The sequence below is a fragment of the Pseudomonas sp. IT-P12 genome, assembly GCF_949767465.1.
In the GTDB taxonomy this organism is placed as follows: Bacteria; Pseudomonadota; Gammaproteobacteria; order Pseudomonadales; family Pseudomonadaceae; genus Aquipseudomonas.
In genome coordinates, this window is record NZ_CATKPY010000011.1 from 665,081 (window position 1) to 682,350 (window position 17,270).

Below are 17,270 nucleotides of genomic sequence, written 5' to 3' on the forward strand. Positions count from 1 at the left end.
AGCAAGAGGCTGCCGGCACTGACAGCGCTCGTGGGAAGACCGGTGTTTACCCGGGTTGGATGATGCAGGCCGCGGAGAAAACGCTCTCAGCGGGAAGCTACCCTGATCAAGCGGCTTCAGGTGGATCGATAGAGGTTGAGAGCGTGGATGGATAAGCTTCGAGCCCCAGATCTACTAGGCAGGGACAAGAAGCAACTGGAAATATCTAGTCAATATCTCACCATACGTGTGGGGTATACACGGACTTTAGGGTCATCAGACAGACGAGTTTTTCGAGAGCATCAGCTCGTCTGGCTCTTCACAGTTAGCTTCCTGCATTGGTGCCTCGGTCGTCGACGACTGCATCCTCAGGGGCGTTGCTCCAGAGGAGATGGTCAAAGCCATGAATGGCCATACTCAAGGTCGAGTCGACCTGAGCATGGATTGGATTCCAAAGGTATCCGTTGTACATTCGATGTCACTCTGACATCGCCAGCTCAAGGATGACGCATGCAAATCCAACATCTGGAAGTTGCGAATTTCCGTAAGCTTCTCTCCGTTCGAATCGACCTTTCCGCCGAAACCACACTGCTCGTAGGTGCGAACAACAGCGGTAAGTCATCAGCAATGCTCGCTCTTCGCAAGTTTTTCAGTGGTAAGGCTTCCGGCTTCAAGCTCCAAGATTTGACCTTGGCTCACTTCACCAAGATCGAAGAAATTGGTCAGGAATGGGAAGTCGACGGGAGCGATGACGCTCTGCCGAACGTCAACGATTGGGACGACTGGCTACCGCATCTGGATATTTGGATCTCAGCTGAATCAGGTGAGCTTCACTTCATTCGAGACTTGATACCCAACTTCGAATGGCGCGGGGGATTGGTGGGCATGCGGTTCCGATTGGAACCAGATGACATGGCAGAACTCTATGCCGACTACAGAAAGCAGCGTGAACGCGTTGGGTTGCTCGAAGCCGCATTGGCTGCCGATCCGAAGGTGGCCAAGGCAATGCTCGACGCTGCTGATGAATCCGCCGACCAGGAAGACGATGTCGAAGAAGTGCCGGCGAAATTGTCACTTTGGCCTCAGGGGCTGACCGACTACTTGAGCCGCAGGATGGGACGCCTCTTCAAAATTCGCGCGTACCGCCTAGACCCCGCCAAGCTGCAAACCACTTGTACAAATACTCGCCGAGCCCTGCCCCAGCGACTCAACCCGACAGCTTTGCCCCTGGAGAAAAACCCGCTAGAGGGTCTAATCAAAATTCACGAAATCAATGCTCAGAGGGGGTTCGGTGACCACGGCGATGAAGGCTATGAAGAAACCGTAAAAGGTGGAAAAAAGCTCTCCGACCAACTCAGGGCTTACTATCAGAAGCATCTCGACCCGGGCGATACACCTCTGGTAGCTGACCTCAAGGCCTTGCGAGCAATTGAGGTAGCTCAATCTGCGTTCAACACCCGTTTAAGTGACAGCTTTGGGCCTGCGCTGAAGCAAGTGCAGACGCTCGGTTACCCGGGACGCAGCGATCCAATGATCACACTTCAGGCGAAGCTAGCCGCTACAGATGGATTGAATCACGAAGCAGCGGTGCTTTTCGAAGTTGACTCATTTGCACGCCAGGTAGGCACCCCTGTGCTGAAGCTGCCCGAAACCTCGAACGGTTTGGGTTATCAGAACTTGATCTGGATGATTTTCCGCCTGATGAGTTTCAGGGATGACTGGTTGAAACGGTCTCGGAACCCCGACGTCCAAACGGCTACAGGGATCGAGCCCATCCATCTCGTCTTGGTCGAGGAGCCAGAAGCGCACTTGCACGTCCAGGTGCAGCAGGTCTTCGTAAAGCATGCTTACGAAGTGTTGTGCCGGGATGAGTTGACCAAGCAGTACCCCAACCTCAATACACAGCTGGTTGTCAGTACTCATTCGAGTCACGTTGCTCATGAGGTCGAATACCAGCACTTGCGCTACTTCAGGCGCCTGCCAGCCGGCATGGATAACATCCCGGTGCCCGTCTCCACCGTGTCCAACCTGTCCAATGTCTTCGGCGATAAAACCTACACTCAGGAATTCGTCACGCGTTACCTGCGAGCGCAACACGCAGACCTCTTTTTTGCAGACGCCGTGATCTTGGTGGAGGGTGCGGCAGAAAGGATGCTACTGCCGCATTTCTTGCGATCAAAATATGAGTTCCTTGATCAGTGTTACATCACCATTCTTGATATTGGTGGTAGTCATGCGCACCGCTTAAGGCCTTTGATTGATGCGCTGGGGATCCTGACACTCGTCATCACGGATCTGGATGCCGGAAAAAAGCGGAGCGCCCAGCCTGCCAAGCTAGGTGCCGGTCTCACCACAAACAACCCAACCTTGCGCCATTGGATCAGAATGAAGGGGGAGTCTGCCCAGGTTGATGACCTGATGCTCATGCCGCCTGAGGCTAAGTGGCAGGTGATTGATGATCTCTTTGCCATACGCATTGCTTACCAGACGCCGATAGCCGTCAGTCTGCCCGAGATCGGTGATGTGGAAGTGCTTGCGAACACATTTGAAGACAGTTTGGTGTTGAGCAATACCGAGTACTTCACCAATCGCGCTGGCCGAGGCCTGCTAGGTACCTTCCATAAAGCACTTCGTTCAGCCAAAACGACTGATGCCCTGAGCAATGACCTATTTGAAGCCCTGCGCACCGGTGACAAAGCCCAATTTGCCTTGCAGGTGCTTGGGGATCCAGCGTTCAAAAGTTTGAAGCTTCCTGAATACATCAGTGAGGGGCTGGTTTGGCTTGAGTTGAACCTCATGAAGAAGCGATCTGAACTGCTGCTTGTGACGGCTGCTGATGAGGAGGTGGCATCATGACAACGACCGCCCCCCTCAATCGTGATGCTGATGAGGTGATACAGGAGTGTCTCGACCTGAACAACCCCAAAAGCTTTTTCTTGTATGCCGGTGCAGGGTCAGGAAAAACCTACTCGTTGGTTGAAGCCGTCAGAAGTTGCAAGAGCAGATTCAACGAGAAACTGTTCGTCGAGGGCAGGAAAATTGCCATCATCACCTACACCAATGCTGCAGCCGAGGAGGTTATCCGACGTCTTGAATATGACCCTTTGGTTGAGGTGTCTACGATTCATGCGTTTTCCTGGTTGATGATCAAAGGATTTAACGACGAAATCCGAGCCTGGCTACGGATAAAGCTGGCCCAGGACATCCGCAGGCTGGAAGCCGATATTGCTAAAGCTCGCGGAGAGAACAAGACGTTAAGGCGCAACCGCGCAGAACTGCAGAGCAAGACCCGCCGGCTTGAAAACATCGAGCTCGTTCCGGCTTTCACCTATAGCCCGACTGGAGACAATCGCGGCCACCAAGCCCTGAACCATTCCGAGGTCATCGGCATGGCAGCTGCATTTCTACAGCGCCCTCCTCTGCTGGATGTCTTGGTCGACAAGTATCCCGTCCTGCTGATTGATGAAAGTCAGGACACGATGGAGGTACTCCTCGATGCATTCCTCGTGGCAGAAGCGCAGGCCTCAGATCGATTCTGCCTGGGGCTAATCGGTGACACTATGCAGAGCATCTACGGGCATGGCAAACAGCGATTGGAGAGTGCCATTCCCGAACGCTGGGCCAAGCCAGCAAAGATCTTCAATCGGAGGTGCCCAAAACGCGTCGTGACGTTGATCAACGACATTCGCGCTCAAGTAGACACTCATCGTCAGGATCCTATAGAAGGCGCGCCTGAGGGAGCAGTACGCATGTACTGCGTTTCTCATGATCAGGCAAAAGACTTTCAAGTCGAGAATGAGATCGCCACCCTCATGGCGGACTTAACGGGTGACGATGAATGGGCCAAGGGCCCTTCAAATCGAAAAACCTTGATCCTGGAGCACAAGATGGCCGGCAGGAGAATGGGGTTCGAAGGCGTTTTCTCCCCTCTCTACGCCGTGGAGCACATCAGAACAGGTCTGTTGGACGGCACATTGTCGGTACTGAAACTCTTTGTTGAAGGAGTAATCCCTATTCTTGATGCTGCCGCTATCGACTCATTCAGGCTTATGGAGGCCGTAAGGCTTCGCTCTCCGCTGCTTGATCGGGCGTACCTCCAAACGCTTACAGACCAGTACGCAGCTGTCGAGCGTGTCGGCAGTGCTACTCAGGCATTGCTCGCGATTTTCAATGATGCAGATCCGCTGATTTGCGACGTAGTTGATGTATTGCTGGCTACCCACCTTCTGCCTGTTCCCGAGCGTCTTGAGGCCGCTTTCCGTCTGGGCGCTACCTCTGAACCTGCTCCCGAATCTGGTGAACGAGGCGTTCTAGAAACTCATGCGTACCGTCAGATGCTGGGAAACCGATTTTCTGAATTAAGGGCCTATGCGGACTACTGTAGCGAGCTCTCTCCATATGGAACCCATCAAGGCGTCAAAGGGCTTGAGTTCCCACGTGTGATGGTAATTCTCAGTGACAAGGAAGCAGCCGGTTTTATGTGGAGCTATGACAAGGCCTTGGGCGTAACGCCTCCATCGGCAAGTGACCTGCAAAAGCAAGCTGACGGAGATGATAATCCGCTGACGCGTACGCGCAGGTTGTTGTATGTGACATGCAGCCGTGCACAAAAAAGCCTGGCCATCGTTTACTATTCAGCCGATCCTGAGGCAGCAAGAAAAAGCATTTTGCAGACACAATGGTTGCAAGCGGGTGAAGTGAAAATTTTCGGCATACCCGAGCCTCTACCAGCCCCGGACAACCTATAGGTTCTGATTTTTTAACTTCTTATTGAACAAGGTGCATCATGGGTCGTGGAGTTAGCCGAAAGCGTTCATTGAGTCGCATGGTGCAACCTGTCGAAATTGGACGTGGAGCTGGTCATTTGTCAATCACAAGATCAACGGCCAAGATCCCTATACGTGGCTGCGCCACGTACTTGAGCGATTGCCGCACGCCTCGTCAGTAGCAGACTACTGGCGAAGCCTGGACTGTGGTTACCTACCTCATCACCGAAATCCATGCAGAGGGGCGACCGCATGAACGATATCGCCTGATGCTCGACGGCGTGCTGAGGGTGCTCTGCTCGGGCGCTGCATGGGGAGATATGCTGGAGTGATTCGGCCCTGGGTCAACGGTGTATCAACAGTTTCGGCGTTGGAGAAACCAGTGCGTTTGCTGCCCTCCACGACCGCCAGCTTCGGACCCAGGCTTTGTCAAAACCGCGCTGATTTTCGATGATCCCTCTTGATTGGGAAATCTGAAAAAAGCCGGTCCTGACAACCAATTATCCCGGCAACCTCTGAGCAAGCCGGGAGTGACGTACACTAAAAGCCGCCGACGACTATCCTGATCCGTGTCAGAAATCGCCAATCACGATCGCCCGCGTACCGGTTGGGACTGGGGGCAAAATTGGGGGCACAGTTTTAAGAATCCATCCTGAAACTACCGTCCTTGAGCCAAGTCAAAATGTTCTTCGGCTTGCCTGAGAGCTTATGATCCGCACGTCGAGACTATAAATGTGAGAGTTCCTAGGAAACTAGGGGCGATTCGTGCGTTGCCGATAACATCATCGCGGATCAGCTCATCGCGCGAAGCACCATAAAGCAGGTCTCTAATATTCAATGCGTCCAGTATCCCTTCTGCATGGTCACCGCACACTCGATCGGCGATCAGCCCCATAGTAGCCTGGAGCACCTGGGGCGCTGCTGGTGCCAAGCCCCCTGATGCCGCAGCAGTTGGCCGATCTCACTCGCCGGCTACGTCGGCAGCCACTGCAGCATATCCTTCAGGCAGTCATATGGATCATGGCCCTTTTCTACGCACGCTAGATCAGACTCACGATTGCTGTTGCTCGTTTGCCCTGCGTAGCGTGCCAGCGAACAGCCAGTTCGTGCAGCGTCCACGACCGTTTCTGGCTCTCGACCTTCCCTTCAGATTGGATCCCGGATTATGCTTGATGGCAGCCCTTAGCCATCAGAATGGTTCATGATCTAAGGATCAGTTGCAGACATGGAAGAGGATAGTGAAGTGCTATCTAAGGAACGCGCGTGGGCGCTGATTCATGGGACAGTCACAATCATCAATCTTGATCAAAATCCTGTCAGCGCAAGCACCCGTGGTGCATTGCTCACGAAAAAGGGAATTCTACGTGCCACTTGATCAATGGATCTCGGACTTTCTGTCCGGTCGTGGGCTGAAAGAGCCAGATGGACGCCCCCTTTTCGCTTACAAAACTTCTTTTGAAGAGTTTGAGGTACTACGCCAACTCCTGCAGAAGCTTCCCGCAGGGCAAAACATCAATCCTTGCTACCCTCAAGCTTGGCTGCTGTTCGCCGCTGAGTGGTGGAAACGAGAATATCCCGGTGGCGCATGGCGCTGGGGGCCGCTGTGCGAGGCCGCCGGCCAGCGGGTAATGACCCACGATAAGACTCGCAAGCTGGTCATTGATGGGCGCTGCTTGTGGCGCCTGCAGACCGACATAAAGGATGAAGGTAAGCGTTTCATTGGCCTGGTCGCGGTGAATGGCGGTTTGCCCATGCGCCTGGTCGAATCGGCGCAGGGCGCGCTATCCGGCCTGCTGCGCATGGTCACCGAGCAGGCGCTGGGCTACGGCCTGCACGATGAGCAACTACGTCAGGCGATCGAGGCTCAGGCAGCGCTTTTGCCCGCCTGCTACCAGCAGGCGCCGGTTTATGAGTTGCTGGACAATCTGGTTAAGGCGGTGCTTCATATCCGCAGGACCTATGCCCTGCAAGGTGCCGATGATCCGATTGCAAAGCTGCAGGAGGAATGCCCTCAGTGGGAAGAGCTCTTTCCCATCGCGCTCGACAGTCAGGCCGCAGCCAGCCTCATCAAGGGTCTGGTCCGGGGCATTGTCACCATCACGCCCAATTCCAGACGTCCCCCTTTCCAGATTCAGCGTGGCCTACGCTTCAGCTCCGACGGCTCCAAACCCGTCTACGAGCTTACCTTTGCAATGCAGGCACAAGCCAAACGAGATCAGGTTGCCGCATCACTGGGGCTGGCTTCTGATCGACTGCCACCACACTTCCAGATGCTGCTACGCATCGGCGAGCGGGAATACCTGGTCGGCGAAGCCCTGCTCAGGGATGACGAGTATCAGCTGATAGCCAGGCAACTGCCGGCCATTCACAACCTACATGAGGCCGCGCAATTGATCGTCAGCCGCTGGGGCGCGACACTGCACATCGCCGACCTGCCTGGAGGCGAAGCGCTGAGCCCAGACGAGCCGTTGATATTCGAGAATGCCTATCCCTTTGCTCGATTGCTCGCTCAAGGCGATGCGCTGGTCAAGGGAGAATCGGCGCTGGCAGTCATGCCGGCAAAAACCATAGTGTTTACAGAGGATGGCGAGGTTCGCGAGCTTCACGATTGCCTTTCCGATGGGCAAATGCTGATGGAACTTCCGGCCGGCACAACCCGGCTCACTTACCGCAAACAACCTTTCATTGTCACCATAAGCGCCAACGCTCCCCACCACCCTGAAGCCTACTGGCAAGGCAACAGCTTGGAGGCACTCTCCATACCGGGCCTGCTGTACCACGGCACACCGCGCCTTCGAGTAGAACAAGGTGCAGGCTTATCCAACTTCGCACCTGCCCATGAGCTGTTTGTTCGCACGCAAGGCAAGGAATTACCGCTCGCCCAGGCCCAGTCACCGGGGCTATGTCGGCTAATTTGGCGCAGGAATGGCCAGCGCCTGCTAAACACCCGTGCCGTGCTCCTCCCAGAGGGCGCGTCCATCACCTACGTGCCAGGTGCCTGCGCCCTTGAAGGAAGTATTCGTCTCACCAACTGGCCTGACTTGCCCGTACGCTGCGAGAACGTAGAGATTGAGCTGAAAAGCCGCCATGATGGCAAAGACCTGATTCTCATACTAAAAAGTTCGAGCGCCCGGCCCAAAACCTCGGTGCCGCTATGCCTGCAATGGCCCGATGGCGAGCAAAGGATCACGCTGCCATTCCCTGGCAATGGGATCACTCTGCTGCGCAACAGTACCCCTCTCAAGCCGAATCAGGCCTTGACCATTGAGGAGTTGATTGGTTGTCGCGCTGTACTGATTTCGTCACAGGGCGCTGAACACTGGCAGGTTCGCCTAACGTCCAGTGGAATCGACGCCCGCTCCACTCTGTCCCAGGAAATTCGCTACACCGGGATTCGCGAAATTCGCCTGTTCGAGCTGATCCCGGCGATCCAGCAGATGCTTTCCTGTCGCCCAGGACTCGATCATGCTGTCCAGTTGGAGCTTATGCATGCTCACCAGACACGTGCTCGCCTGCAAGTAGGACGCTATTCGACACGTATCCGCCTACACAGCCAAAGAGAGATGGCGTCCCTGAGCGATGGTGGTCGCGATCTTCTGCTTGAACAGACCCAGGCCGAAGGCCTGATGCTGGGTTTGCCACTGGCGAAGCCAGACCATGAGCCGGTCAAACTGCCACTACATTTCTCCGAGCAAGTGTTCACCGGCAGCTGGCTAGTTAGACTGCCGACAGATGTAGTAGGCCCCTGGCTGCTGTACACCCCCGACGACTCACTGTTGCACAGTCGCCCGACCGTTGTCCCTCCGACCACAAGCGACCTTTCGAAGGCATTTACCCCGCTGACCCAGGCGCTCTGCGAGGCGGATGATAAAGAGCGCATGCTCCTGCTCAGATCGGCCCTACACTCGATGACCGCTGATCCGCAGGCCGCGGATTGGCAAAGGTTGGAGCTGCTGTTGGACCGACTGCACCACCTGCCGCTGGCCAGCTTGGATATTTGCCAGGCGCTGATACGTGAGCCGCAGGCTCTTGCCATGGCAACACTGCTGCTGGACGGTTTCTCCACCCGCCTGGCTGAACGCCTACCCTCCGAGTTGCCCTTCGAGTGGTTGCTTATCGCACCAAACCACTGGTTCGACACCTTCGCGAAAATTCGCAAGCAGTTTGCCGCCAGCGATGCCCGCCTCTTGTCGGTCATTCACAACGACATCCAGAGCAAGAGCCAGTACCTGTCCCGCTGGCAACCCGCACTGCGATTCATTTTCGAGCAGGGCTTTCACCGCTACTTCGATCTCGAAAGTCCGGATGTTGGGTTCTTCCTGAGAAATCCCTTAATGCTCACGGGAATTTGGTTAGATCGACTTTTTGACGATGGAGAGAAATCTGCCATGCAGCAGATGTTCCACCGTAATCCTGCTGAAACCCATCAATATCCTGGCGCAGGGAATACAGATATCGGGGCATTCTTGAAAACTACTCACGGCCAAATACTACTCCGCCGCAGCAAGCTTCCTGCCAACGACTTCAAGTTGGCCGTAGTGATGCTGCCTTTCATGGCTGCCTTCGATACCCATGCCGGTCATGGCCAACAATGGCAAGCCGACCCGACGCGCCTGTTTAGTCTCAGAAACGCTCGCCAGTTCGATACGGTCTGGTTTGATTTGGCCTATCAGCTAGGCCTAGTCATGGCACAAGTCGACTCGATCCAGAAGTGATGAATCCCATGCTCTATCAAAAGAATTATTTTTCCGCCCTGACCACCAACCTCAGCACCCGCAGTGAACGTGCGGCTCAGGGCCTGCTCAGCCTTGGCAATCCCCATCTGCGTCAGTTCCTACATGATCAGCTGACCGCATCTCCCGGAACTCCGGGTGCCTGGCTTGCGGATCCGGTTTTCGAGCCGACCTTTGGCTGGGATGAAAGCGATGAAACCATGAGTTCTCTGGCAGGAGGCAGCTTGCTGCACCGACGACTTGCCGAGGCCATGGCTTCCCCGCCCAAGGATCTTGCCCAGGAGTACTCCTTCCCCGGAGACCGCCATCTATTCACCCATCAATTGGCGGCCTGGAAAATCCTCAACAGTCCGGAGCGGAAATCTCTGGTGGTGACCAGCGGCACCGGTTCGGGAAAGACCGAATGCTTTCTGGTGCCCGTCCTCAACCATTTGGCAAAAGAGATCGAGGCTGGTGAAGACATAGAAGGTGTTCGCGCCCTGTTTATCTACCCGCTGAACGCGCTGATCAACTCGCAGCAAAACCGCTTGGATGCCTGGACCGATGGTTTTGGCGGCCAGATTCGACACTGTCTGTACACCGGCGCCTTGGAAAATGAACGTAAGGCTTCGGACCAGCAGTACAAAGGTCAGGTAATCGACCGTAAGAGCCTGCGCGAACGTCCGCCACAGATGCTCGTAACCAATGCCACCATGCTGGAATATATGCTCATACGCAAAGACGATGAGCCCATCCTGAAGAAATCTGCGGGCAAACTGCGGTGGATCATTCTTGACGAGGCGCACACCCATATCGGGTCCCAAGCTGCCGAGATGGCACTATTGCTACGGCGTGTGATGCTTGCCTTCAAGGTTGAAGCGAAGGATGTGCGTTTTGTTGCGACTTCGGCCACCTTTGGCTCGGATGAAAAGACCATCGAAAGCCTGCGCAAATTCCTCGCTGACATAGGCGGAGTTGCTCCGGAACAGGTAGAGGTAGTGCAGGGCCATAGGGATATCCCCGGCCTGTTGGATGTGACGCCCGATGCCAAGCACGACCAGCCTGCCGCCATTGCAGCCATCGATGCCGAGCAGGAACAATCCGCTCCGCGCTACCAGCGCCTCGAGTCCAGCCCGACAGCCAGGCGTCTACGTTCCTTGTTCATTCCTGCGGGACAAGTGAAACCACAAAGCCTAAAAGGGATGACCCGGGAGTCCGATCTAAGTCCTGTCCAACTGCTGGCCTGGCTGGATTTGATGTCAGGCACCAAGAATGCCGCTGGCATTTCCTTCCTGCCATTACGTGCCCATCTCTTCCATAACGTGATCCCAGCGATCCGAGCATGCGTGGACCGTAACTGTACACACAAGGCCAGCACCGCACTCAACCATGCCGACTGGCCATTTGGCGTGGTGTATACGGAGGAGCGAACCCATTGCAACTGCGGCGCGCCGCTCATGCCGCTAGTTTCCTGTGAAGAGTGCAACGAGAGTTTCTTGCAGGCTGTTGCTACCAGCCATGGGAAACTGATCGATCCATCACAACAGCAGGTCGATGAATTCTCCTTGGACGAGGAAACTGCCGATACAAATGATCCGACTGAAGACCGCATCTCACTAACCCAAACCCTGATAACCAACCGACCAGTCAACTACAGCTACCCGGAGTTTCTGGATCCTACCAGCCAGAAGCTGATGTTCGACGGCCCCAAGGACGGATACATTGGGCTGCAGCTGTTCAGCAGCAACAAAAATGAATGCCCATGCTGTGGTGCAACCATTCAAGGGCGCAGCCTATTGCGCCCCGCACGTATTGGCACCCCCTTCACCCTGAGCACAGTGATTGGAACCCTGCTGGAGTTCTGCACGCCAGACTCGATACCGACAGGCAAGCCGTTCCAGGGCCGCAAGCTAATCTCCTTCACTGATAGCCGCCAAGGTACCGCTCGTATTGCGGTCAAGCTGCAGCAGGACTCCGAGCGCAACAGAGTTCGAGGACTGGTTTATCACCACCTTTTGCAAGCGCAGCCCGCCTGCACTCTATCAGGGGAGGAACAGCACGAACTCCTTGAGTTGCTGGAACTTGAGGCAGCGGAGAAATTGGGGCGCTTCGAGCAAAAGTACTTACAACAGTTGCTGGAAAAGCAGGCTGAGTACGCCAAAGGTGCAGAAATCAGCTGGACCGATATGGTCAACCATCTGGCCGGCACGCCGGAGCTGCAGATGGCCATGCTGGACTATTATCACAGCCTCGCCCCGAAGACTTTTGGCAAGCAAGACAGCATCGCCCTAGCCAGTATGCTTCTCGCACGCGAGTTCTATCGCCGACCAAAACGTGCCAATAGCCTGGAAACACTGGGACTGGTGCAGGTTTGCTATCCCAAGCTGGCAAGCATCGGCAGCAAGCCCATGGCCTGGCCTGCGCACCAGACGGTCGAGTCCTGGCGCTCTTATCTGAAGGTGCTGTTGGACTTCTTCGTTCGTGAAAACACCGCTCTGAATATCGACAAGCGGTGGCAATCGCTGATCGGCGCCAAAATCAGTCCCAAGTGGGTGGTAGAGCCTATTTACGATGGTAAGGCGGACAAGCTTTCCCGGCGTTACACGCGCTGGCCGGCAGTCAATACCGTCAATGGCATTCAATCACGCGCAATCCTGATGCTCTGCAAGGCTTTCAACTACTCCACGTCTACACACAGGGATCAAATTGACTCGATCCTGAGGGAGGCATGGCATGCACTTACCCAGCAGACGAAGCTGCTGATTTCGTCCGGCGACGGCTATCAGCTTGATCTCAAGGACGTGAGCTTTCGTCTGCCCAACGAGGTCTATCTCTGCCCTGTATCTCGGCGCTTCATCGACACGCCGTTTGAGCAGCTCAGCCCTTACACCCCCCGTACCGACCGTAACATGGTCGTAAATGTGTTGCCCTACACCTTGCCCCGCCCGCCGGAAGCCCTTCTGCATATTTCCGGCGATGATGGACTGCTGGCGATCCGCGAATGGCTAAATCAGCATCCTGATATTCAGCAGCTTCGTAAAGCTGCTCTCTGGTCGGACGTTATGGATCTGGTCATTGAGGGCGGAAACTATTTCCGTGCAGCCGAGCACTCGGCCCAACAATCCAAAAGCAAACTGGATGTTTACGAAGCCCTGTTCAAGACAGGCAAGCTGAACCTGCTTAGCTGTTCGACCACAATGGAGATGGGGGTAGACATCGGCGGCATTAGCGTGGTGGCCATGAATAACGTCCCACCGCACCCAGCCAACTACCTGCAGCGGGCTGGCCGTGCAGGCCGCCGCCGCGAAGGACGCTCTCTGGCCTTGGCCGTCTGCAAGAATACCCCGCATGACCAGAGCGTTTTCAATAGCCCACTCTGGCCCTTCAACACCCCCATGCGCATGCCCAAGGTGTCTCTGCAAAGCCCCGATCTGGTCCAGCGTCACGTCAATGCCTGGTTGCTCTCGCACTGGCTGAAGCACGTTGTCACAGCCCAGGAAATCAAGTCGATGACTGCTGGTACGTTCTTCCTCGAAGGCGAAATGCCCATGTCGCTGGCGACTCGTTTCTGTCTGTGGTGCAACAATCAGGCAAGCAAAGTGGAGCCACTGGTGGCTCAGGCCCTCAAAGACATCACTTGTCGCAGCATACTTGATTCAACTCCGCAGCCTGCATTGCTTAAGCGCACCAGCACCAACCTGAGCGGAATCACGCAGGCATGGCAACAGGAGCACTCGTCCAGCTACGCGCAACTGCAGCAGATTGACGACAAGAAAGCCGCAGCCTCCCGCGCCATGGAAGCCCAGCTCAGTCGCATCGAGAAGGAATACTTACTCAGCGAGCTGGCTAACCGGCGCTTCCTGCCCGGGTATGGCTTCCCGACGGACATCGTCAGCTTCGACAATCGCTGTATGCAGACCCTGAAGCAGGAAGAAACTGACAAACGCGAGGACAACCGCGCCCGCTATCGCTCGCTGGCATCTCGAGACCGTATTACCGGGCTACGCGAATATGCACCAGGAGCCGAACTGGTCATGGACGGTCTGGTCTACAAATCATCCGGCATCACACTGAACTGGCACGCCCCGGCATCTGCCGAAAACGTTAAGGAGCTGCAGCTCTTCAAAAAAGCTTGGTTCTGCCGTCATTGTGGGGCCAGCGACACCGCAATCAACCCAGGACTGGAAATCAACTGCCAGGAATGCGGTGCCCCTATCGGACGGGAGGATATCCGGGAGTATCTGGTGCCTGCAGGCTTTGCCGTGGACTTCTTCGACGAACCGCACAATGACATTAGCCAGCTGCAATATGTGCCTGTCCAGGCTCCGTGGCTGAATGTACCTGCTAACTGGATCTGCCTGGCCAACCCGGCATTCGGTCAGTTCCGCTTCAGTCAGCAGGCCCACCTGTTCCACTACACCTCAGGAGCCAGCCAGAAGGGTTTCGCCATCTGTCTTGAATGCGGGAAAGCAGAGCCCATGCTAAGCCATCCCGATACGGCTGCTCCAGCCAACGAACAACATCTGCCAGCCATCTTCCGGCAGAAGGCGGAACACAAACGCCTGCGCGGCGGGAAGAGTGACGATGGGGAGAATATCTGCCCCGGCAGCCACAACAACTGGAAAATCAAGCAAGGTATCCACCTAGGCCATGACAGTCTCACCGATGCGCTTGAGTTGGTACTACGCAATCCCTCCAGCGGTGAGCTCTTGTACGATGATGTCTCTGGCTATTCGATTGCGGTAGCACTTCGGGAAGCGATCGCAGCGGAACTGGGCGTGCAAACTGAGGAGTTGGGTTGTGACTGCCGCCCGATCAGGGTTGATGGCTATCCTACCAGTGCCATCCGAGTCTTCGACCTGCGTAGCGGTGGGTACACCACACAGGCAGCAGAGCGACTGAATGAGTCCAGCCTGTGGCAGCGGGTTATCAGCCGTCTCGACAGCTGCAACTGCACGCATGCCTGCCAGCGTTGCTTACTCAGCTTCGACACTCGCTTTGAGGCTGATCGCCTCGATCGCCATGCCGCACTGGCATGGATCAATCAGGCCTGGCTTGCCGGGCTGGCACTACCAACCGAGCTCGCGGTCTTCGGCCCGCAAAGCCGGGCGGAAATTTCCACCCTACAGGAAGCCGTCGAGCAGGCTCTCACCCAGGACGACACTGCGAAGACCCTTGCTGTTTATCTCTCGGCTCCAGCCGAAGACTGGGATCTGGCCGTCGCACGCCGCCTGCGACATCAACTGCAAAGCTGGGAAGCAGCCGGGCATCAGGTGCAATTGCACATACTGGATAGCACCTATGCAGCCCTGCCAGCTGACCAGAAGGAATGGCTTGTAAGACTCACTTTCAGCGGCATCCAGATCTGCCTCCATGAGGTCATGCCGGATCTTGGTGCTCTAGCGCTGAACATCACCCTGCAGGGGCCGCGATGCAACACCGCTTGGGCCTGCGACAATGTGCACCTGACTATCCCGGGCCATACTTGGGATCTGGCTGCGGCTGGTGCGCGGATTGTTCGGGGAGCACCACCCGCGCTGCCATCAGATCGAATACTGAATGCATCTGACCTGATGCCGACCACAACCCCCGGCCTGATCAAGGTTGAGATCGGAGGTCAGTTGGATGGTTCGCTCAGCGGCTTTGCCAAGCGCTTCTGGGAACATCTCAGAAATGAGGCAGGTAGCATCCTAGATGAGGCACTATCAGGCGATGACCCTATTACAGAGCTGGTCTACAGTGATCGATATGTATGCAGCCCGCTGGTCGTGAATCAGTTGGTCAACGTGATTCATGAGCTTGGACGAGTCAGTGCTACCAACTTCGCCATCCGCATCCAGGGTCGCCAGTACCAAAAGGATGACAACCGGGCGCGATGGCAATGCCGGCATGACTGGCACTCATCTCGCGAGCGCGACGATGCCATCTGCCAAGCATTGGAATACTGCGGCCTTAGTGGCGAGGTGCTCAGCCTTCCGTCCTTGCCGCACTTCCGCCAGTTGCACCTGCAACTCCGCTCCGGCAAAAAACTGACGGTCCAGCTTGATCAGGGACTTTCGTATTGGGAGGCCGACCGTAGCGAGAAGTCCTATATGCTCAAGTTCGACTTCGCAACGAGTCAACTTGGAGAGGAAATTCTGGAACATATCCGGTGCAGAGTTGTAGCTGCCAGCGATGAGAACACCCAGGTTTTCCTTTCCGTTACCTGATAGCCCCGTAGTGTAGGGCCGGCTTACGCCGGCCATTTACAATAAACTGAGACAGGCTCGGGTCAAATCAACTCCACTGACCATGGCGTCACTCCTTCAATGGACCATGCCACCATGTTCAACCGTAAGGAGCCGGCGAACACACCTTACGAAGGAGCACCGCCGCCTGGCAAATCGCTACTGCGAACTCGCAACAAGTTATGCAGCAATGGTCACATTGGCCTGCTGCCGGCGGTGCTTGCGACACCTCTTTTCGTACAGTGCCTAGGACTCGTTATCTACCACGTGCTTGTGTCCCGCAGAGAAGTGGCGCTTTGCTATCTATATGGGTAGCATGGCCTAATCTCTCGCAACCTGATGTCGATAGACGACGGTTAAGAACAAGGAAGTCTTATGCGCCAGATGGTCACACGCTGCCCGGGCTGTTTCTCCTCCTTTAGCCCCCTTACTCCTTTCTCTAAGCCTTCCCGACATCACTGGCGGCCATCAGCCCCTATGCGTCCTTTCCACTCTTCGTTAGCACTTTCCGTTTTTCAATGAACTCGTGCGACCAGCTCGGCCTGCACACCGGCCTATTCATCATCATTTCCAAGGAGTATCGCGCATGAACACTCCCTTTGACCCATCGAAATTTACGGCTCCAAAAGCCAAGCCACTGCCCGTTATCCTTTTGCTTGATGTCAGCGGCAGCATGGGCGGAGAAAAGATCGACAACATGAATGAAGCGGTGCGCGACATGCTCGACGTGTTCCGTGGCAACGAGACCAGCGAGACCGAAATCTGGGTCTCGATCATCACGTTCGGCTCAGAGGTCACGCTGCATCAACCCCTGGCCAGTGCCAACAACATTCAGTGGCAGCCACTTGCAGCCAGCGGCATGACCCCGCTGGGTGTCGCGCTTGAAATGGCCAAGGCGATGATTGAAGACAAGGACGTTGTGCCATCGCGCGCTTATCGCCCGACCGTGGTGCTGGTCTCGGACGGACAACCGAACGATGGCTGGAAAGGCGCGTTGCGTGACTTCGTAAACGAAGGACGCTCCGCGAAATGCGATCGTATGGCCATGGCCATCGGTGCCGATGCCGACGAGGCGGTTCTTGGAGCATTCATCGAGGGCACGCAAAACCCGCTTTTCTACGCAGAAAATGCCAGGCAAATGAAAGACTTCTTCAAGTTTGTGACCATGTCGGTGACCCTCCGCACCAAATCGCAGACACCTAACGCCATACCGCCAGCGAGCTCGATCGATGTCCAGCCAACGACCATTGGCGCCCGACAGGAGTCAGCGGTGCCGACGGCACCCGATGCAGATGATGGAGGCTACTGGTAATGGCACAGGCAATTGGCGATCCGGAAGAACTAGAGCGCTTTGCGTATGCACTGCAAAGATTCACCGACGCGCTGAACGACAGTGTTGGCACCCTGGATGGCGCATTCCTGTCGCTCGGTGACACCTGGCAGGACGAGAAGCGCTCGCAGTTCGAAGACGAGTTCAACATGCTCGTCCAGCAACTCCATCAGTTCAACGCGAATGCGACTGAGCAGGTGCCCTACTTGATCGCCCTGGCGTCACGCCTGCGCGATTACCTTCAGAGCTGAGGACG

General features: G+C 55.8%; 6 protein-coding genes and 3 pseudogenes. All 9 read left to right on the top strand.

Annotation, left to right across the window (positions count from 1 at the left end; all coding sequences use genetic code 11):
• Positions 1–489 precede the first annotated feature (489 nt).
• Complete coding sequence (locus tag ACM6IM_RS06210; RefSeq protein ID WP_414864526.1) at positions 490–2,835, top strand: AAA family ATPase; 2,346 nt, start codon at positions 490–492, stop codon at positions 2,833–2,835.
• Positions 2,832–4,727: a UvrD-helicase domain-containing protein gene (locus ACM6IM_RS06215; RefSeq protein WP_414864527.1), complete on the top strand. Its 1,896-nt coding sequence runs from the start codon at positions 2,832–2,834 to the stop codon at positions 4,725–4,727. The genes ACM6IM_RS06210 and ACM6IM_RS06215 overlap by 4 nt, the downstream gene beginning before the upstream one ends.
• Before the next feature lie 127 nt (positions 4,728–4,854).
• Positions 4,855–5,001, top strand: a pseudogene (locus ACM6IM_RS06220) (transposase domain-containing protein); the annotation flags it as partial.
• Positions 4,985–5,074: pseudogene (locus ACM6IM_RS06225) on the top strand (IS5/IS1182 family transposase); the annotation flags it as partial. The pseudogenes ACM6IM_RS06220 and ACM6IM_RS06225, both read left to right, overlap by 17 nt.
• A 1,035-nt stretch (positions 5,075–6,109) precedes the next feature.
• On the top strand, positions 6,110–9,460 hold the full coding sequence (locus tag ACM6IM_RS06230) for an STY4851/ECs_5259 family protein (protein WP_414864528.1): 3,351 nt from the start codon (positions 6,110–6,112) through the stop codon (positions 9,458–9,460).
• An 8-nt stretch (positions 9,461–9,468) separates the two neighbouring features.
• A complete protein-coding gene (locus ACM6IM_RS06235) occupies positions 9,469–15,666 on the top strand; it encodes a DEAD/DEAH box helicase (protein ID WP_414864529.1) in 6,198 nt (2,065 codons plus the stop codon).
• A gap of 151 nt (positions 15,667–15,817) precedes the next feature.
• Positions 15,818–15,934: pseudogene (locus ACM6IM_RS06240) on the top strand (IS5/IS1182 family transposase); the annotation flags it as partial.
• Positions 15,935–16,270: 336 nt separating this feature from the next.
• Positions 16,271–16,996 carry a vWA domain-containing protein gene (locus ACM6IM_RS06245; RefSeq protein WP_414864530.1) on the top strand — a complete coding sequence of 242 codons (726 nt, stop codon included), beginning with the start codon at positions 16,271–16,273 and terminating at the stop codon, positions 16,994–16,996.
• Positions 16,996–17,265: a WXG100 family type VII secretion target gene (locus tag ACM6IM_RS06250; protein WP_414864531.1), complete on the top strand. Its 270-nt coding sequence runs from the start codon at positions 16,996–16,998 to the stop codon at positions 17,263–17,265. Before ACM6IM_RS06245 ends, ACM6IM_RS06250 begins: the two co-directional genes overlap by 1 nt.
• Positions 17,266–17,270 lie beyond the last annotated feature (5 nt).